Below are 18907 nucleotides of genomic sequence, written 5' to 3'. Positions count from 1 at the left end.
GCCCGAGCCGCAGGCCCCGCTCCCTCACCCCCGGATCCCCCCGGGGTACTGGGGGGCCTGAGGGCGGCAGGCCGGAGGTGCGGTTACGCGCCCGCCGGCTGTCGGACGTTCGCCCGGACCCAGTCCACGATCGACGCGGTCGTCGCGCCGGGCGTGAAGATCTCGGCGACACCCTTCTCCTTGAGGGGCGCGATGTCGGCCTCGGGGATGATGCCGCCGCCGAAGACGAGGATGTCCTCGGCGTCGCGCTGCTTGAGCAGATCGATGACGGCCGCGAAGAGCGTGTTGTGCGCGCCCGAGAGGATGGACAGGCCGATCGCGTCGGCGTCCTCCTGGATCGCGGTGTCGACGATCTGCTCCGGTGTCTGGTGGAGGCCGGTGTAGATGACCTCCATACCGGCGTCGCGCAGCGCCCGCGCGATCACCTTGGCCCCGCGATCGTGGCCGTCGAGTCCCGGCTTGGCCACCACCACGCGGATCGGACCGGCTGCCACACCCATCACTGCCTCCATGAAACGACTACACCCATCCGTAACAGAGCACGGCCGTCATTACCGCACGTACCGCGAAACCCGTACATATCACTACCCGTCGCACCGGCCCTGTCCGCCTGCCATCCGTTTCGCGGAGCAGCCACCCGCACCACACACCGGGGAAGTGAACGAACGTTATCTCCAGCATCCCGCAACCGGCAGTTTCACGGTGGAGACCGAGGGGGAAATCACACAATGGGACACGTTCGCCGCGCACCGCTTCCGTTCGCGGTCCACGCGTCGCGGGGAGTGAGGTGTCACGGCAGCCGTGCCGGGCCCCTCGGCCCCCGCGCCGCGCGCGCCACGAACGGGAGCGTGCGCGCAGGAAGGCCGTCAGCACGGGGTCGCACCACCTCGCCGTTCATGGGAGCCACGGCGACGGAGGGTCGACACCGGCGGACGGAGGACGGCAGGACAGCGGGGGCCGGAAGGATGTTCGACGGCTCCCTTGGCGTCACCGACGCCTCACGCGTCGCGGACGCACCACGCGTTGCAGGGATCGGAGGCATCCGGCTACTCCGGATGTGCGCGGACGCACCAGGCGCCGCAGATGACCAGGCTTCGCGTCCACGCCGCCCGCCGACCGCGCCGCGGGCCTTCCACCAGGGCACACGGGGGACGCCGGCCGTCCGACCGGCTGCCGACGGGAGGGTCGGGCATGAAGGTCACCAGGGCGGCAGCGCCCCTTCTTCCGCTCTGCGAGCGGCTCCTGCCCGCCGGGCTGGCCGGACTCTCGGTGGCCCTCCTCAAGGCGACCGCCCTGGAACTGGCGATCCTCGCCGGACACCTGCTGCTCTACCCCTCCGGGATCATCCCGGAGCGCCGGACCACACCCGCACCCCCTGCGCCGGACGCACCCCGGCTGCCGACGGAGGACAAGCCCCCGGTGGTGCTCCTCCACGGGTTCATCGACAACCGTTCCGTGTTCGTCCTGCTGCGCCGCGCCCTCACCCAGGACGGCGGCCGCCATCTGGAGTCCCTGAACTACTCGCCGCTCACCTTCGACATCCGTGTCGCCGCCGAGCTGCTCGGCCGGCACATCGAGGACATCTGCGCGCGCACGGGACGGGAGCGGGTCGACATCGTCGGACACAGTCTGGGCGGGCTGATCGCGCGGTACTACGTGCAGCGGCTCGGCGGCGACCTGCGGGTCCGCACGCTCGTCACCCTCGGCACCCCGCACGGCGGCACCCAGGTCGCCCCCCTCGCGAACGCGCACCCGATCGTCCGGCAGATGCGGCCGGGTTCGGACGTGCTGGAGGAGTTGCGGGAGCCGGCGCCGGGCTGCCGTACGCATTTCGTGGCGTTCTGGAGCGATTTCGATCATGTGATGGTTCCGGTGGAGTCCGCCTGCGTCGACCACCCGGACCTCATGGTGCGCAATGTCCAGGTCACCGGCATCGGCCATCTCGCACTGCCCGTGCACCCCACCGTCGCCGACGAGATCCGCCGGTCGCTGGACGCGACCCCGACAACAGACCGCCCCGCCGCCCGGCCGGGCGGTCTGACGGTGGCGTGACGGCGACCGCGGAAGGACCACGGATGCGGCATGACCATCCGCATCCACCGAAGGACGGCCACAGCGGGACGACGAGGAGTACATCGCCCTAAACCCGGCGCGCTTCCGCACGCCCCTGCCGCGCGCCGGACCCGCGACACCCTTCCGCTCAGCATCCACGCGCCCCACAGGCGACGCATCCGCACACCAAGAAGCGCCCGAAACCCCGGAACCCGGCCGCCCCACAGGCCCCGCCCAGCCACCAATTATCGAACAAACTTCGAACGCAAAGCCAAACTCGTCCCTGCAGACCGCCGAAAGACGCTCGAATGCCCGTTTCCTGCGGCCGTGAAACCCGTTGAAGATTGTCGCGCCCGCATACCGCCGGGTACAGTCACCGCACTGCTCTGCCAGCCCCTGTCGTCGAGGCGAAAGAGAAGTTGGTGAACGATCGTCACCCGTCGGGGACCGCAACATCCCCGGCTCCGGCCTCCGATGCCGACCCGGCGCACTACGCGTCGTACGGCCACCAGGGAGCCGACTACGGCGACTTCACCACGTACGGCGAATACTCCGCCACTGGTGTCGACTCCGGCACGGGTGCCCAGGCGAACGCCACCGGAACCTTCGAGACCGACCCTCTTTTCGGCCACCTGCCCGGCAACGACGCGGGCACCGGCTCGTACGACGACGCCTCCCAGTGGTCCACGGGCAGCCATCAGACGCTGAACTACGACCCGTACGCCGCGCAGCACCAAGCCGCGTACGACACGGGCGCCTACGACTCGACGTCCTGGTCCGCCGGTTACGGGCATCTCGCCCAGGTCCCTGGCCAGTCGTCGGGCCCGGACACCAGTGGCCAATGGGACGCGAGCGGCTGGCTGCAGGCCGAACAGCTCGGCCAGAACGACCAGTTGGACAGCGGCCAGACCCAGCAGTGGACCGGGGTACAGCACTTCGCGACCGGCGTGTTCGACGCCACGCAGTGGAACACCGACGGCACGCAGTCCTCCGACGAGCACGACAGCGGCGCCTCCAAGTCGTATGACCACGGTGACAGCACCCCCGAGTCACCCGACGCGCACGAACACCCCTCCCCCGAAGCCGTGGAGTTCGCCCAGCAGGCGACCGCCACCTTCGAGCAGATCACCCCGTACGACGACCAGCCCCTCTCCGGTGAAGGCGAGTTCGAGCCCGGTGACGCCGCGCTCCTCGACGACCAGGAGGAGGTCACCCCGACCGCCGCCGCGAGTCCGGGCCGGGCGGCCGCTCGCGCGGCGTCGCGGTCACGTCGTCGCGCTCCGGTCAAACGTTCCGCCCTGCTGACGGTGGCCGTTCCCTCGGCGTGCGTCATGGGTGTCGCGGGTATCGCGGCTGCCTCCGTCGGTGTCGGCGGGGGTGACACGGAGACGACGGCGGCCACCAAGTCGGACGCCACCGCCGTGAAGCCGTCCACCGCGAACAACCAGCTCGACACCCAGTTGGAGAGCCTGTCCGCCGAGGCCGACGACTTCGCCGACCGGGCGAGCCGCACGCAGGAGCGCATCGACCTGAAGGCCCAGCAGGAGCTGGAGCAGAAGAAGGCGGCGGCCGAGGCGGCGCGCAAGGAGCGACTGAGGCCGAAGTTCGCGCTGCCGGTCGCCAAGCACGGACTCAGCGCGTCCTACGGCCAGTCCGGCGTCAACTGGATGTCGCTGCACACGGGGATCGACTTCCCCGTCTCGTACGGCACGGCGGTGATGGCCGCGACCGACGGCACCGTGCGCACCCAGTGGAACCCGGCCTACGGCAACATGGTCATCGTGACCGCCAAGGACGGCACCGAGACCTGGTACTGCCACCTCTCCACGTACAAGGTCGCCTCCGGCGCGACCGTCAAGGCCGGCGATGTCATCGCCTACTCGGGCAACTCGGGCAACTCGACCGGCCCGCACCTGCACTTCGAGGTGCACCCCGCAGGCGGCTCGGCCATAGACCCCCTGCCGTGGCTGCGCAGCCACGGGCTCGACCCGACGTAACGGCCCCACCCGGCCCACCGGGCGGGATGCGGCGAAGCCGAACAGGACCAGACACGAGAACCGGGCCCCTGCCGAGCAGGGGCCCGAGTCGTGTCATCAGGAGCGGCTCGTCAGCGGGGGTAGTCCGTCGCCGGAGGAGGACAAGGTCTGTCGCCGGGCGGAGGCTCGTCGTCGCGCCTCCGCCCGGCCCTCGCTACAGCTTCTCCACCGGCGCGTAGCGCAGCAGCAGCCGCTTCGGCTTGGCATCACCGAAGTCGATCGTCGCCTCGCCGTTGGCGCCCGTGCCCTTGACGGCGATGACCGTGCCGAGACCGAACTGGTCGTGGGTGACGCGGTCGCCGACGGCGAGGGAGACCACCGGCTTCTCGTTGGTCCGACGGGTGGCGAAGCCGGACGCGCCCGAGGCGGAGGAACGGGAGCGCGACGACGACAGCGACGAGGCGATGCCGCCGACCGGACCCGAGGGCATCGGCGCGGAGCCGCCCTTGCGCTTCCACTCCAGATGGCTCGCCGGGATCTCCTCCAGGAAGCGGGACGGCGGGTTGTACGACGGCTGGCCCCAGGCACTGCGCATCGACGACCGGGTGAGGTAGAGCCGTTCCCGCGCGCGGGTGATCCCGACGTACGCGAGGCGGCGTTCCTCCTCCAGCTCCTTGGTCTGCCCGAGGGCACGCATGTGCGGGAAGACGCCGTCCTCCATACCGGTCAGGAAGACGACGGGGAACTCCAGGCCCTTCGCGGTGTGGAGAGTCATGAGCGTGATGACGCCCGAGCCGTCCTCGTCCTCGTCGGGGATCTGGTCGGAGTCGGCGACCAGGGCGACCCGCTCCAGGAACGCGGCGAGACCGGCGGAGGTCGCGCCCTCACCCTCCGTCGCGCCGGCCTCCTGCTCGAACTCCAGCGCCACTGCGGCGAGTTCCTGGAGGTTCTCGATGCGGGTCTCGTCCTGCGGGTCGGTGGACGCCTGCAACTCCGCCAGATAGCCGGTGCGTTCGAGGACCGCCTCCAGGACGGTCGCGGGACCGGCGCCGGACTCGACGACGGTCCGCAGGTCCTCCATCAGCGTGTTGAACCGCTTGACCGCGTTCGTCGACCGGGCGGCCATGCCGTACGCCTCGTCGACGCGCTTCAGTGCCTGCGGGAAACTGATCTTCTCGCGCTGGGAGAGGGCGTCGATCATCGCCTCGGCGCGCTCGCCGATGCCCCGCTTGGGGACGTTGAGGATGCGGCGCAGCGGGACCGAGTCCTCGGGGTTGGCGAGGACACGCAGGTAGGCCAGGACGTCCCGGACCTCCTTGCGCTCGTAGAAGCGGACGCCGCCGACGACCTTGTAGGGCAGGCCGACGCGGATGAAGACCTCTTCGAACACACGGGACTGGGCGTTGGTCCGGTAGAAGACCGCGACATCGCCGGCCTTCGCCTCGCCCGCGTCGGTCAGACGGTCTATCTCCTCGGCGACGAACTGGGCCTCGTCGTGCTCGGTGTCCGCGACATACCCGGTGATCTGCGCACCGGCGCCCGCGTTGGTCCACAGGTTCTTGGGGCGGCGGGACTCGTTGCGCTCGATGACGGCGTTGGCGGCGGAGAGGATCGTCTGCGTCGAGCGGTAGTTCTGCTCGAGCAGGATCGTCGTCGCGTTCGGGTAGTCCTCCTCGAACTGGAGGATGTTGCGGATGGTCGCGCCGCGGAACGCGTAGATCGACTGGTCGGCGTCACCGACGACGCACAGCTCGGCGGGCTCGAGGTCGTCCTCGCCGGGCGGCACGTCGACGGGGTGCTCGGAGGTGCCGACCAGCTCCCTGACCAGCGCGTACTGCGCGTGGTTGGTGTCCTGGTACTCGTCGACGAGGACATGCCGGAAACGACGGCGGTAGTGCTCGGCGACGTCCGGGAAGGCGCGGAGCAGATTGACCGTCGTCATGATCAGGTCGTCGAAGTCGAGCGCGTTCGCCTCGCGGAGGCGGGACTGGTAGAGCGCGTAGGCCTGGGCGAGGGTCTTCTCGAAGCCGTCGGTGGCCTGGGCGGCGAAGTCCTCCTCGTCGATCAGCTCGTTCTTCAGGTTGCTGATCTTGGCGCTGAAGGACTTGGGCGGGAAGCGCTTGGGGTCGAGGTCCAGATCACGGCAGACCAGGGCCATCAGGCGCTTGCTGTCGGCGGCGTCGTAGATCGAGAAGGAGGAGGTGAAGCCCAGCTTCTTGCTCTCGCGGCGCAGGATGCGGACGCAGGCGCTGTGGAAGGTCATGACCCACATCGCGTTCGCCCGCGGTCCGACGAGCTGCTCGACGCGCTCCTTCATCTCGCCCGCGGCCTTGTTGGTGAAGGTGATCGCGAGGATCTGGCCGGGGTGGACGTTCCGCTCGCCGAGCAGGTGGGCGATGCGGTGGGTGAGCACGCGGGTCTTGCCCGAGCCGGCGCCGGCCACGATGAGCAGGGGGGAGCCGGCGTGCACGACGGCCGCGCGCTGGTTCTCGTTCAGCCCGTCCAGGAGCGTCGCGGCGTCGATCGCGGGGCGCGGGGCGCCGTCGCGGTAGTAGGCGTCCCGGTCCGGCGGCACGTCGAACTTCCCGCCGAACAGATCGTCCGGAATCGACTCCGGCGCGTGATCGTCCTCGGGCGGTGGCGGGGGTTCCTCGTCGCGGCCGCGGGGGGCCTGGAGGTCCGCCAGGAAGCTGTCGTCAAAGAGGCTGCTCATCGCTCTCCGAGTCTAGGCGCCCCCACTGACAGCCAGGGGCCGCCCCGGGAAGTCCGTGCGGGCACGCTCCCGAGCCGCTGCCCATGGAGTCGTCGGCCACCGGCCGCACCCGCCTCATCACGGTGAGCCATCGAACGTAGCACCTATCGTGTCCGCGAGGCCAAGGTCACGAAAACGTATCGGGCATATCGAACATCAACCTTCACACGGACCACACGAGTTGGCTAGCGTCTTGGGTCAGGCCGTACGACCCAACCGGCGAACGTCGCCGGGCCGCACGGCCCCCGCCGAGTCCGGTGCGCCCCTCACGGCAGCCGGAGCCGGGGACCCACCGACCTCTGGGGTGAATCGACCCGCCCGCCGTACGCGGCGAGGGTCGTAGGGCAAACCTTCCACATGCTTGCGCCCGAACCCGACAGCTAACTCGGTAGGCGGACTACGGAAGGAGTCGCCGAACCATGGCGCCGCACCGCAAGCCGCGTCCGACCGGCCGGACGCGCGCGGGCATCCGCACCCCCGCTCTCGCCACGGCCGCGCTCACCTCCGTGGCCCTGCTCTCCCAGACGGCCACCGCCGCCCCCTCGGCCGACGACAAGCCGAGCCTGGAGGAGGTCGAGAAGAAGGTAGGCGACCTCTACCGCCAGGCGGAGACGGCGACCGAGAAGTACAACTCGGTCAAGGAGAAGACCACCAAGCAGAAGAAGCAGGTCGACAACCTCCTCGACGACGTCGCGAAGCGGACGGAAAGGCTCAACGACGCGCGCGAGGCGCTGGGTTCGTACGCGGCCGCCCAGTACCGGACGGGCGCGGCCGCCCCCGACACGGCGGCCCTGCTCCTGGCGGACGACCCGCAGGAGTACTTCGCCCAGAACCAGTTGATGGACCGGCTGACGGACCGCCAGCAGGAGGCCGTCGACGAGTACGTCACACAGCAGGCGGAGACCTCGCAGCGGCGCCGGGAGGCGTCCGAGGGCCTCGAGCAGCTCACCAAGTCGCAGAACGCCCTCAAGGCCGGCAAGGCCAAGGTCCAGGCGAAGCTCGCCGCGGCCCGCGAACTGCTCTCCCAGCTCACCGCCGAGGAGAAGGCCAGGCTCGCGGACATCGAGCAGCGGAGGCAGAAGGAGGCCGACCGCAAGGCGGAGGAACTGGCGCGGCAGCAGGCGTCGGCCGGGTCACGGGCCGAGTCGGTCCAGGAGACGCAGGAGGCCCCTCAGGAGACCTCCACCTCCCCTTCCGCGCCCACCGGGACCACGACGACGGTCGAGGACTCCACGTACGCCACGAAGGCCGCCAAGACCCTCGCCTTCGCCCGCGCGCAGATCGGCAAGCCGTACGTGTGGGGTGCCACCGGCCCCGGCTCCTACGACTGCTCCGGCCTCACCCAGGCCGCCTGGAAGGCCGCCGGCGTCGACCTCCCCCGCACGACGTACGACCAGGTCAAGGCCGGTACGACCGTCTCGCTCGCCGCCGCCCGCCCCGGCGACCTGATCTTCTTCTACGACAACATCGGCCACGTCGGCCTCTACATCGGCAACGGCATGATGATCCACGCCCCGAAGCCGGGCACCTACGTCCGCGAGGAGTCGATCTTCTACGACGGCGAGTCCTCCATCCACAGCGTGGTGCGGCCGGCGTAAGCAGTGCGGTCAGCGTAGCGGTGGACTCAGGGACGCTCAGTACTCCAGCCGTAGATCGTGATCTTGCTGGTGGGGAGAGGGGCGTCGGTCAGCGACGGCCGCTACTCCAGCCATGTCCCGTCGCGCATGATGACCCTGCCGCGTAGTTCCGGTTCGCCGCGCCAAGCGCGCACGCTCTTCGGCATCACGCGCACGTACAGAAAGGAACCTTCCTCCGCGCGCGGGTCCCACCCGAACTTGGCGGCGAACGCCTCGGCCGTGTCTCCGGGTACGTCCTGGTCAAGGAAGCATTCCGCCTCACCCTGGAGAAGCACCACGTCGAGGGTGTCCGGCAGCGCCAGGCGCACGCGCGGCTCCTCGCGGACGTTCCGCGCAGTCGCGGAGGTGGCACTGGTGCACATCCACACTGCGCGCCCATCCCACATGAACCACAGCGGCACCTGGTGCGGCCCGTGATCGGGATGTGCTGTCGACACCCATACATCCCGTTCGGTGACGAGCCGTTCCAGAGTGTCGCGCCTACGCTCCGCCGCCTGGCGGCGGACAATCCCCGTGGTCTGCATGAGTGCCGACCGTAGCCAGCAGGCTCAGAGCGCGCATGAGGCGAGGGACCTACGCCCGGCGACCGATGAACCTCTCAGTCTCTGACCCGGGACGACCTGTACAGGCAGGCTGACAGACGGGTACGGCCACCGCTGATCATCGTGTGTTGTGTGGACAAACGAAGAGACGGTGGCCGCGGGTCACAGCGTAGACCCTGCCCGCTGGCACGAGGTGTTCGAGGTCCTGATGGGCCGGATAGCGGGCCGGTTTGCGCGGGTTGAGCCCCGGCGCCGGGTGCGAGACCTGGTACTGGGGCTGCTGTCGGACCTGCCGCGCAAGAACTGCTGGTCGATCGCCGAATGAGCCGGGGAGGCGAGTCCGGACGGCATGCCGCTGGCCGCCCGTACGATCGGCCGGTTCCTCGACGCCGGGCATCGTGTGGGCTGGGTCGCGGGCGACGAGGTCTACGGCAGCAACCCGAAGCTGCGGTCCGTGCTGGAAGAGCGCAAGGTCGACTACGTGCTCGCCGTCGCCTGCTCGGCCGAAGTCACCACCTTTGCCGGGAAGTTCCGCGCGGACGCCCTGGCTGCGAAGCTTCCGAAGCGAGCCTGGCAGAAGCTGTCGGCAGGGGCCGGAGCCAAGGGACACCGCTTCTACGACTGGGCCGTCATCGACCTGGCCGAAGAACGGCCAGGCAGTCACCGGCTGCTGATCCGCCGCAACCGCACCACTGGTGAACTGGCCTACCACCGCTGCTTCTCACCTGCCCCGGTGCCTCTGGCCACCCTGGTCCGCGTCGCCGGATCAAGGTGGCGCGTGGAGGAAACCCTTCAAGACCATGCTTGAGTCCGCACCGGGCGCCGAACTGGTGGCGGCGGTTCTGAAGGAGCGCGGCTGGAGCGGCTGGACCCGCATCGAGCGAGTGCCTGCTGACAGGCTCAACACTGAGCTGCCGCCGTCCTGAAGGCACGTCGGTGTCGTGGTGTCACGTCGCTCGGGGTGCTCGTGCCGGCTGTCCTGCCGCCTCTTGGGCCCCCAACGGCCTGACCACCGCCAGGGTCCGGAGACGACAATGAGGAAACCGCGCGGACCGATCAATGAGAAGGGACGACGAAAGCCCGGCTCACGAGAGTCAGACCGGACAGGAGCACTGAGAACCCGCGGCCGGGCACGCGCTTGCAGGACCGGTCCGTACGGCCGGTGCTGGTACGGCTGGGCCGGTCCGCCGGGGAGGTGGGGCGGCTCAGGTCCAGAGCACCGCGATGAAGATGTTCGCCGTGGTGAGGGCGCCCACCAGCCCGAACAGCGACTTGTCCACGGTCTCCTCGTCGCGCTTCACGTACACCAGCCCCAGGATCACGACCAGCACCGCCATCTTGATGCCGATCTTGATGTTGTTGACGGGCTGGTCGTCCGCCTGGTTGAGGCCGACGAGGATCGCGCCGGTGATCAGCATGGTGAGCGCGCCGTGCAGCATGGCGGGGACGAAGCGGGCGGTGCCCTGGCCCATGGCCTTCATCTGGGTGAGGAATCCGCCCAGGAGAGCGGCGATCCCGATGATGTGGAGCGCGACGAAGAGGTGGATGAGTACGTCCATGGGCGGAGCCTAATGAGGAGGCGACGACCGGCCGGGCACCGGGGGACGTCTCCCCGCGGGGGTGCTGCGCGCAGCCGGTACGCGGGACCGATCTTGCATATATGCGCCCTATAGCACTGCCTTGTCCGATCCCGGCCGGAAACGGCCGCATCGGTCATCGCGCAGCGTGATTCCAGCGCCGCCGAGACGGGGTCACGGTCACATACGGTCACCTCGCGGTCGGTGCGCGCCACTTCCGTACAAGGCGTCACGGCGTCGTGACAGCCAGGTTTAGCGTCCTTCCTCAGGTGACCGGCTCCCCACCGCCGCCCGGGCCAGGGGCGGCAGTCGGCCACCACCGCCGAGAAGGTCCGGCGGCGTCCCGCTCCCCCCTGTGCGGGCCGCCGTCGGACGCGTAACCGCTCCCCCAGGCGGTCTGTGCGCTCCGACGTACGGACGGCGGTCGTACGAGAGGACATGGAGCCCCACGTGGCAGCGCACCGCAAGCCCAGACAGCGCTCGCTCGGCGGCCCGACGGTCCGCACGGCCGCGACCCTCGCGCTCGCCGGCGCGGCGACCGCGGCCGGGTTCGACGGTACCGGGCACGCCGACCCCCGCCTCACGCCCGAGCAGATCAAGGCGAAGGTGGACAAGCTGTACGAGGAGGCGGAGGTCGCCACCGACAAGTACAACGGCGCCAAGGAGAAGGCCGACAAGGCGCAGGAGGAACTGGAGGAACTGCGCGACCAGGCGGCCCGCCGCACCGACCGTCTCAACTCCGCCCGCGAACAGCTGGGTTCGCTGGCCGCCGCGCAGTACCGGACCGGCGGCATCGACCCGTCGTGGCAGCTGGCGCTGTCCGGTGATCCGGACCGGTACCTCGACAACGCGGCCCTCGCCGAACGCGTCGGCAACCGGCAGGCGGCGGACGTGGCCGGCGTACGGCACCAACTGCTGGAGATCGAACGGCTCCGTGGGGCTGCCCGTGTCCAACTGGGCACCCTCAGGACCAGGCAGCAGGAGGTCAAGCGGCACAAGAAGACGGTGACCACGAAGCTGACCGAGGCACGACGGCTCCTCGACCGTCTCACGCCCGAGGACCGCACCCGTGTGAGCAGTCCTGGCTCCGGCACGGGCCATGCCTCGCGCTCCGCCCCGTCGTCCCCGCGGGCCGTCACCGGTCCCGTGTCACCGGCATCGTCCGCTTCCGGCGCCCCCAATCCCCGTGCCGCCGCAGCCGTCTCCTACGCGTACTCCAAGCTCGGCAGCCCGTACGTCTGGGGCGCCACCGGCCCCAACGCCTTCGACTGCTCCGGCCTCACCCAGGCCGCCTATCGCTCCGCCGGTGTCTCCCTCCCCCGCACCACCTACGGCCAGATCGGCGCCGGCCGCCGCGTCTCCCGCTCGGAACTGCTCCCGGGCGACCTGGTCTTCTTTTACTCAGGCATCAGCCACGTGGGGATCTACGTGGGCAACGGCCAGATGATCCACGCCCCGAACCCCTCAGCCCCGGTGCGCGTGGCCCCTGTCGACGACATGCCGTTCGCCGGCGCCACGCGGGTGGTCTGAGCGAGGAGTGAGCCCGGACCGGCAGCCGGGCCGACCAGCTACAGGGGCCCGCGCCCACGCCGCAGTCGCGGTCGTTCGCGCTCGGCCCTACACCAGCCGTCGTGCCGTCGCCCATCTCGTCAGCTCATGCCGGTTGGAGAGCTGCAACTTGCGGAGCACGGCGGAGACATGGGACTCCACGGTCTTCACCGAGATGTACAGCTGCTTGGCGATCTCCTTGTACGCGTAGCCGCGGGCGATGAGACGCAACACCTCACGCTCACGCTGGGTGAGGCGGTCGAGGTCCTCGTCGACGGGCGGGGCATCGGTGGAGGCGAAGGCGTCGAGGACGAAGCCGGCCAGCCGCGGGGAGAACACCGCGTCCCCGTCCTGGACCCGGAAGATGGAGTCGACCAGGTCGGTGCCGGTGATCGTCTTGGTGACGTAGCCCCGCGCACCGCCCCGGATCACCCCGATGACGTCCTCCGCCGCGTCCGACACGGACAGCGCGAGGAAGCGAACCGGTCGTTCGGTGTCCGCCATCAGCGCGGAACAGCGACGCAGGACTTCCACTCCGCCACCGCCGGGGAGATGGACGTCCAGGAGCACCACCTCGGGACGCGTACTCGTGATCACCGAGACCGCCTGGTCGACGTCGGGCGCCTCCCCGACGACCTCGACCCCCGTACGGTCCGTCTGTCCGATCTCGGCCTGCACTCCCGTTCGGAACATACGGTGATCGTCGACGAGCACGACCCGAACATGCCGCCCCGGCCCGGTCACCGCGGCCTCCTGCTCTTCCCCGGCCACAGGCTCGACAGGGCTGCCGCCGGACGCTGACGCGTCGGAGCCGACGGCCTCCCCGAACGCCTCCTGGCGCGCGGCCTCACTCTGCGGGCCACCAGCAGGTCCGGCGCCGGGCTCCCGAGCGGCCCGCTCGCCTCCGCGGCCGGTGGTCGGTTCGGTGCCCGAACCGCTCTGCCCGGCACGGTCGTTCGGCTCGTTCGCGTCACTCATGACGTCGTCTCCGCCCTCTCCATCTCCAGCTCGACCTCCGTGCCGCCGTCCGGTACGGCGCGGAGCCGTGCCGTACCGCCGTTCCGTTCCATGCGGCCGATGATCGATTCTCTGACGCCCATGCGGTCGGCGGGTATCGCGTCGAGATCGAAGCCAGGACCTCGGTCACGCACGGACACGAAGACCGTCCTTCCCTCGACCTCGGCGAAGACCTGTACGGCGCCGCCCTCGCCACCGTACTTGGCGGCGTTCACCATAGCCTCGCGCGCGGCCTGCATCTGCGCGGTCAGCCTTTCGTCGAGGGGGCAGTCGCCGACCACGACCACCTCTATGGGCACTCCGTGCTTGTCCTCGACCTCTGCGGCGTTGCGCCGCACAGCCTCGGCGAGAGTGTCGGGCTCGTCGTCCTCGTCCTTTCCGGTGCCCTCGGGTTTGTACAGCCAGTTGCGCAGGTCGCGCTCCTGGGCGCGGGCCAGGCGGCGGACCTCGTTGGGATTGTCCGCGTTGCGCTGTATCAGCGTCAGGGTATGCAGCACCGAGTCGTGCACATGGGCCGCGACCTCCGCCCGTTCCTGGGCGCGGATGCGCATCAGGCGCTCCTCGGAGAGGTCCTGGGTCATCCTGACGAGGTAGGGGCCCGCGAGCAGCGTTATCCCCACGAGGACCGCGAGCGCCGCCTGCAGCACCGAGCCGAGATGGGCGGCGGAGCCCTGCAGGACGAATATCCCGGAGACGCCGGCGGTGACGAGCAGGACTCCGGCCACCGAGCGGAGCAGGGTGAGGGTGCGACGACGGCGGCCGACCTCGGCCCAGCGTGCGCGCCGCGCGTTGTCGGCCTGACGCCAGACTAGGGCCACACCGGCGGCGACCAGCACCGTCGGCCAGAGATACGCTCTGGCGCCGTCCCCCAGATTCACGTTGCCGACGAAGACCATGGCCACGACGACCATGAGGAGAAGGGCGACGATCTGGCCCCGGTCGGGCCGGCGGGCCACGAGTCTGCGGCGGCCGTCGGGGGACGTCTCGGTGGTGATGGTCGAGGGCCGCTGATTGTCGACCCCGCCGACACCGAGCGGCACGAAGAACCAGAACGCCGCGTACACCAGGGCGCCCAGGCCGTCGGCCGTGAACAGGCCGACGAACACGAGCCGGACCCAGGTGACGGGCAGCCCGAGATGCCCTGCGAGCCCTCGCGCCACTCCCCCGAGCCAGCGGCCGTCGCTGCTGCGGTAGAGCTTGCGCGGGGGCCGCGGTGTGTCGATGGGCAGTGCTGCGGCTTCCGGCATGCCATCGATGTTCACACGCACGGCCGATCGAGGCATCAGGGTCGATCCCCGAGACGCCCCTGATCTTCGATGGGAGCATGATCGAACGCATCCCCGGGCGGATATCAGGGTTCGACCAGGGTCATCCCGAGTGCCATCGAACCGGCACGGCGGTCACGATGGACGCATGACGGATCACCAGCACGCGGCATCGGAGCCGGGCCCCACCTCGGGCCCCGACTCCCAGCGGCCGACCAAGGAGCCGCAGGACACCGTGCCCCCACCGGGCACGGCGGAGGAGCCGCGCGCACACGAGGGCCGGGGCCCGGCGAAGGAACCGCACGGGCACGCGGGCGCGGACGCGCAGGCGGGTGCGGGGGCACATGCGGGCGCGGGGGCGCCCGAGGATCAAGCGGTCCACGGCGCGCACGCTGCCGACTCGGCGGATCCGGGGGGCCCGGCTGATCCGTCCAGCTCGGCCGGATCAGCCGGCCTGGGCAGCTCGGGAACCCCGGGCAGCTCGGGTGGCTCGGGTGGAGGTGATCCGTGGGGGCAAGCCGCTTCGGGTGGCTCTGCAGGTCCGGCGGGGCAGGCCACTGGCGGCCATCCCGTCGGCACCCCGGTTGTTCCTCAGGGGTTCCGCCGAGACCGGCGGTACAAGATGCTGGGCGGTGTCTGCGCCGGTCTCGGGCGGCAGTGCGACATGGACCCGGTGATCTTCAGGATCGTGCTCGCGGTGCTCTCCGCGACCGGAGGGCTCGGCCTCATTTTCTACGGCTTCACCTGGCTGTTCGTCCCGTACGACGACGAGGAGGAGAACGAGGTACGGAAGCTGCTCACCGGCCGGGTCGACGGCCAGGCCCTGGCGGCCGTGCTTTTCGCACTGGTCGGCTGCGGCGTGTTCCTCACGATGCTGGGCAACAGCACCGCCCTGACGTTCTCCGTGATCGTCTCCCTCCTCCTCGCCGGCGCGGGGTACTGGTCAAAGCAGCGAGGCACCCCCGACCCGGACCCGTTGGCGGCCCAGGCCGTCGCCGACGCGCCGCCCGAGGCCCAGGCGCCCCCTGTGGCCGCCTCCTATCCGTCATGGTGGCGGGACCCGATAGTCAAGGACGGGACCCATGTGGGCAGCACGGGTTATCTGTGGGGCCCTGGGGAGACACGTGGGCGGGACATCTCCGCGGCGGTCAACATCGCCCGGGGCGCCACCGCGCGGCAGGACATACGCACCGGACACGGGCCGAAGCCGCGCGGACCGCGCTGGATCGGCGGCTGGGTCTTCCTGCTCGCGCTGCTCGCCGGCGGTCTCGGCACCACCGTGACGTGGGAGGACCGCACGCTTGCGGCCAGTGTGCAGACGGGGCTGGCCTGTGCGCTGGTGGTGTTCGGCATGGGCATGGCGTTGAGCGCCTTCCTGGGCCGGACGGGAGCCGGGTCGGTCTTCCTGGCCCTGGTCACCGCGGGGCTTCTGGCGGGCGCGGCGGCGATCCCGTCGAACATCACGACCGACTGGACCCGCACCGAGTGGAGGCCGGGGAAGACCGCGGACGTGGCGGCGAGGTACGAGGTGGGGACGGGAGTGGGCACGTTGGATCTGACGCGGGTGGACCTGGGGAAGGGCCAGACACTGTCCACGAGCGTGGAAGTGGGGGCGGGCAAGGTGAAGGTCGTGGTCCCGCCGGACGTGACGGTGCGGCTCGACGTCCAGGTGGGCTTCGGTGACATCCAGTTGCCCGGCGAGGGCAAGGAGGATGTGGACGTGGCACCGGACAAGAGCGATCGTCTGACGCTGCCCCCTGCGAAGGGTTCGGGGAACGGCGGCACGATCACCCTCGACCTGGAGGTCGGTCTGGGACAGGCGGAGGTGGCCCGTGCTGCGGCATGAGTTCCAGCCCGGGAAGCTCGTCGGCGGGCTCTTCGTGACCGCAGCCGGCGTCCTCTACCTCGGCGACGCGGGCGGTGCCTGGGAGACACCGTGGTTCGTCGCCCTCCCGCTCACCTTCGGCGGCCTGTGCCTGGCGGGTGCCGTGGCCTTCATGCACCACTCGATACGAGGCCACCGGGCGTCTGGCCGGACGGGAGAAGCTGGAGGAGGCCTGGCAGGAGCGGCCGGATGGACAGGGCCGGCGCAGCGGGCGGAGTGGACAGAGCGCACAGGGCCGGAGGGAACCACCGGATCGGCAGGGTCGACGGGGCACATACCCGGGGGCGGGCAGTAGCCGGGTGAGGGTGGACTGGGCCGACCCGGCGGGGGGACCACGGGGCTGCGGCGCGGGAATCTACTGGGCGAACCGGCGCGATGGCTGATAGCTCCATGGCGCCCCGGCCCGGTGGCCAGCCCGGAGGCTAAGGGCGGGTACACCCGGGCGGGAACGACGGCGGAGTCGACTGCGCAGGTCGTCTCGGGCACGACGTGTTGGGGAGGTGGCCGCAGGCCGCCCGGCGCCTACGCCTGCAGCCGGACGCGTTCAGCGGGCAGTCGGGCGGGCGCACGGGGGCACGGGGGCACACTGGCAAGGGGTGGCACGCCACCACACGAGCCCCGGCGACGACCCCGGCCGCGTCGTCCGGCGTCTCCACCTCGTGGGGATGGTCAGGCGGGTCGAACAGCGGTGGAGCGGCGCTTGCCCGCAGTCCGCGTGGGCTCCCCGTGGAGCGTGCGGATGGTCAGCGGGAGGTGCTGGTCGACCTCCTCGGGGCGGTGCGTGCCGTTGAAGCGGAGCGGTAGCGCAGGGCTGCCGGGAATGGTGGCGAAAACAAGTCGTTTCCGGCGCCGCACTTCGTCCGACCGCATTGCGGATGTGGACATGACAGTGCTGGGCCCTCTTAAATGCCAAGGCAAGATCAGTGGCGCCGTCAGCGCCGCTCTCCAGTGCCCCTCATGCGTCACCCCCCCCACCCCCGGCGCCCCCAGTCGCAGGCGATTGCCGCGCGGCGCCTTCTCCAGGAGACAGAAGACACTGATGAGTTGGATTTGGCAGCACGTCCGAGGGTCTCGTCGCGCCACCGCCGGATTGGCCACCACGGCCACGCTTCTGGCCGGCGTACTCACCCCGACCGCCGACGCGGCGGACAGACCGACCCGTACCACCGCCCTGGACAACGCGGCAGCGGCCCTCGTAGACCGGGCCGCATCCCTGGGCCTCACGTCCGCGCAGGACGCCTCTGTGCGTGACGTGATCGTGGACGAGGACGGCAGCCAGCACGTTCGCTACGACCGCACCTACCACCACCTCCCGGTGCTCGGCGGTGACTTCATCGTGCACATGACCCCCGACGGCAGATACCGCAGCGCCGACCGGGCGGCGAGGGCGGAGATCTCGCTGCCGAGCATCACGCCGAAGGTACCGGCCACCGAGGCGGCCGACCTCGCGGTGGACGCTCTGCGCGCGGCGCACCCCGGCGACACGCTGACGCGGGTGAAGGCCAAGCCCGAGCTCGTCGTCGACGCCCTGCACGGTGCCCCGAGACTGGCCTGGCGCACGGAGACCACGGGGCTGGACCCACTCGGCAACCCGATCGCGCGAGCGTTGCTGACCGATGCCCGAACCGGAGCCCGGATCGATGCCTGGGACACCCTGCAGGCGGCAACCGGCGACGGCAAGTCCCTGTACAGCGGCACGGTCTCGCTGGAGACAACCTTCACGGGATCGGCCTACCAGCTCAAGGACCCGACGCGGGGCGGTACCCACACCACTGACGCGGCTCTGGCCCTGTTCACGGACGACGACAACCACTGGGGCTCGGACACGACCGCCGACCGCTCGACGGTCGCCGTCGACGCCCAGTACGGCAGCGACATGACCTGGGACTACTACAAGGACGTCCACGGCCGCAACGGCATCGGCAATGACGGCGAGGGCTCGTACAACCGCGTCCACTACGGCAACAACCTCTCCAACGCCTTCTGGAACGACGGCTGCTTCTGCATGACCTACGGCGACGGCAACGGCACCCACTTCGGGCCGATGGTCGGGCTGGACGTGGCCGCCCACGAGATGTCCCACGGCGTGACCTCGAGAACGGCCAGGCTGGTCTACTCGGGCGAGTCAGGCGCCCTGAACGAGGCGACGTCCGACATCTTCGGGACGCTGGTGGAGTTCCACGCGGGGAACGCACAGGACACCGGCGACTATCTGATAGGCGAGAAGGTCGTCCGCTCCGGTCTGGGGCGCGATGCCCTGCGCTACATGGACAGGCCGAGCAGGGACGGTGGTTCGGCGGACTACTGGAGCAGCTCGGTAGGCAACATCAGCGTCCACTACTCGTCCGGCGTCGCCAACCACTTCGCCTACCTCCTCGCGGAGGGCAGCGGCGCCAAGACGATCAACGGGGTCACCTACGACTCCCCGACGTACAACCGGTCGACGGTCACCGGCATCGGCCGCGCCAAGCTCGGCGCGATCTGGTACCGCGCCCTGACCGTCTACATGACGTCCTCGACGAACTACGCCGGTGCGCGGGTGGCCACGCTGAACGCGGCCCGCGACCTCTACGGCGCGGGCAGCACGGAGTACGACACGGTGGCGGCTGCCTGGAGCGCGGTCAACGTGAGCTGAGTGCCACCCGACGCCGGACGC

13 protein-coding genes, 1 pseudogene and 1 riboswitch are annotated in these 18907 nt (G+C 70.3%); of the genes and pseudogenes, 8 read left to right on the top strand and 6 right to left on the bottom strand.

Annotated features, from left to right (window positions below):
- Positions 1 to 83: 83 nt before the first annotated feature.
- On the bottom strand, positions 84 to 500 hold the full coding sequence (locus tag GSY65_RS23040) for a cobalamin B12-binding domain-containing protein (RefSeq protein ID WP_055517099.1): 417 nt from the start codon (positions 498 to 500) through the stop codon (positions 84 to 86).
- 691 nt (positions 501 to 1191) lie between these two features.
- On the opposite strand from GSY65_RS23040, the gene GSY65_RS23035 reads away from it, so the two are divergent.
- Positions 1192 to 2052 (top strand): esterase/lipase family protein, encoded by an 861-nt coding sequence (locus GSY65_RS23035; RefSeq protein WP_159771915.1) that lies wholly within the window; start codon positions 1192 to 1194, stop codon positions 2050 to 2052.
- A 422-nt stretch (positions 2053 to 2474) separates the two neighbouring features.
- On the top strand, positions 2475 to 4049 hold the full coding sequence (locus tag GSY65_RS23030) for a M23 family metallopeptidase (RefSeq protein ID WP_236579993.1): 1575 nt from the start codon (positions 2475 to 2477) through the stop codon (positions 4047 to 4049).
- Positions 4050 to 4242: 193 nt separating this feature from the next.
- On the opposite strand, the gene pcrA is transcribed toward GSY65_RS23030, so the two are convergent.
- Positions 4243 to 6741 carry a DNA helicase PcrA gene (gene pcrA, locus GSY65_RS23025; RefSeq protein WP_159771910.1) on the bottom strand — a complete coding sequence of 833 codons (2499 nt, stop codon included), beginning with the start codon at positions 6739 to 6741 and terminating at the stop codon, positions 4243 to 4245.
- 275 nt (positions 6742 to 7016) lie between these two features.
- Positions 7017 to 7190: riboswitch (cyclic di-AMP (ydaO/yuaA leader) on the top strand.
- A 9-nt stretch (positions 7191 to 7199) separates the two neighbouring features.
- On the opposite strand from pcrA, the gene GSY65_RS23020 reads away from it, so the two are divergent.
- Entirely contained in the window at positions 7200 to 8378 is a 1179-nt protein-coding gene (locus GSY65_RS23020; protein WP_159771907.1) for a C40 family peptidase, read from the top strand.
- Positions 8379 to 8479: 101 nt separating this feature from the next.
- On the opposite strand, the gene GSY65_RS23015 is transcribed toward GSY65_RS23020, so the two are convergent.
- Positions 8480 to 8941, bottom strand: a complete 462-nt coding sequence (locus GSY65_RS23015) for a pyridoxamine 5'-phosphate oxidase family protein (protein WP_159771904.1) — start codon at positions 8939 to 8941, stop codon at positions 8480 to 8482.
- 226 nt (positions 8942 to 9167) lie between these two features.
- On the opposite strand from GSY65_RS23015, the pseudogene GSY65_RS23010 reads away from it, so the two are divergent.
- Both GSY65_RS23010 and GSY65_RS34345 read left to right on the top strand, forming a co-directional pair.
- Positions 9168 to 9755: pseudogene (locus GSY65_RS23010) on the top strand (hypothetical protein); the annotation flags it as partial.
- A 4-nt stretch (positions 9756 to 9759) separates the two neighbouring features.
- Positions 9760 to 9885 (top strand): hypothetical protein, encoded by a 126-nt coding sequence (locus tag GSY65_RS34345; RefSeq protein WP_268978223.1) that lies wholly within the window; start codon positions 9760 to 9762, stop codon positions 9883 to 9885.
- Positions 9886 to 10164: 279 nt separating this feature from the next.
- On the opposite strand, the gene GSY65_RS23000 is transcribed toward GSY65_RS34345, so the two are convergent.
- A complete protein-coding gene (locus GSY65_RS23000; RefSeq protein ID WP_159771901.1) occupies positions 10165 to 10518 on the bottom strand; it encodes a hypothetical protein in 354 nt (117 codons plus the stop codon).
- 468 nt (positions 10519 to 10986) lie between these two features.
- Here GSY65_RS23000 and GSY65_RS22995 point away from each other — a divergent pair, with 468 nt between their 5' ends.
- Entirely contained in the window at positions 10987 to 12066 is a 1080-nt protein-coding gene (locus GSY65_RS22995; RefSeq protein WP_159771898.1) for a C40 family peptidase, read from the top strand.
- 87 nt (positions 12067 to 12153) lie between these two features.
- On the opposite strand, the gene GSY65_RS22990 is transcribed toward GSY65_RS22995, so the two are convergent.
- Together GSY65_RS22990 and GSY65_RS22985 are read right to left on the bottom strand one after the other, a co-directional pair.
- Positions 12154 to 13062 (bottom strand): response regulator transcription factor, encoded by a 909-nt coding sequence (locus GSY65_RS22990; RefSeq protein ID WP_328707509.1) that lies wholly within the window; start codon positions 13060 to 13062, stop codon positions 12154 to 12156.
- Positions 13059 to 14384: a PspC domain-containing protein gene (locus GSY65_RS22985; RefSeq protein ID WP_159771895.1), complete on the bottom strand. Its 1326-nt coding sequence runs from the start codon at positions 14382 to 14384 to the stop codon at positions 13059 to 13061. Before GSY65_RS22985 ends, GSY65_RS22990 begins: the two co-directional genes overlap by 4 nt.
- 436 nt (positions 14385 to 14820) lie before the next feature.
- Here GSY65_RS22985 and GSY65_RS22980 point away from each other — a divergent pair, with 436 nt between their 5' ends.
- Both GSY65_RS22980 and GSY65_RS22975 read left to right on the top strand, forming a co-directional pair.
- Complete coding sequence (locus GSY65_RS22980; RefSeq protein ID WP_159776287.1) at positions 14821 to 16212, top strand: PspC domain-containing protein; 1392 nt, start codon at positions 14821 to 14823, stop codon at positions 16210 to 16212.
- Between the two features lie 1078 nt (positions 16213 to 17290).
- A complete protein-coding gene (locus tag GSY65_RS22975) occupies positions 17291 to 18886 on the top strand; it encodes a M4 family metallopeptidase (protein WP_159771892.1) in 1596 nt (531 codons plus the stop codon).
- The last annotated feature ends 21 nt before the right edge of the window (positions 18887 to 18907 follow it).

Source organism: Streptomyces sp. HM190, from assembly GCF_009857135.1.
In the GTDB taxonomy this organism is placed as follows: Bacteria; Actinomycetota; Actinomycetes; order Streptomycetales; family Streptomycetaceae; genus Streptomyces; species Streptomyces heilongjiangensis.
This window is presented reverse-complemented; position numbering and strand designations above follow the sequence as displayed.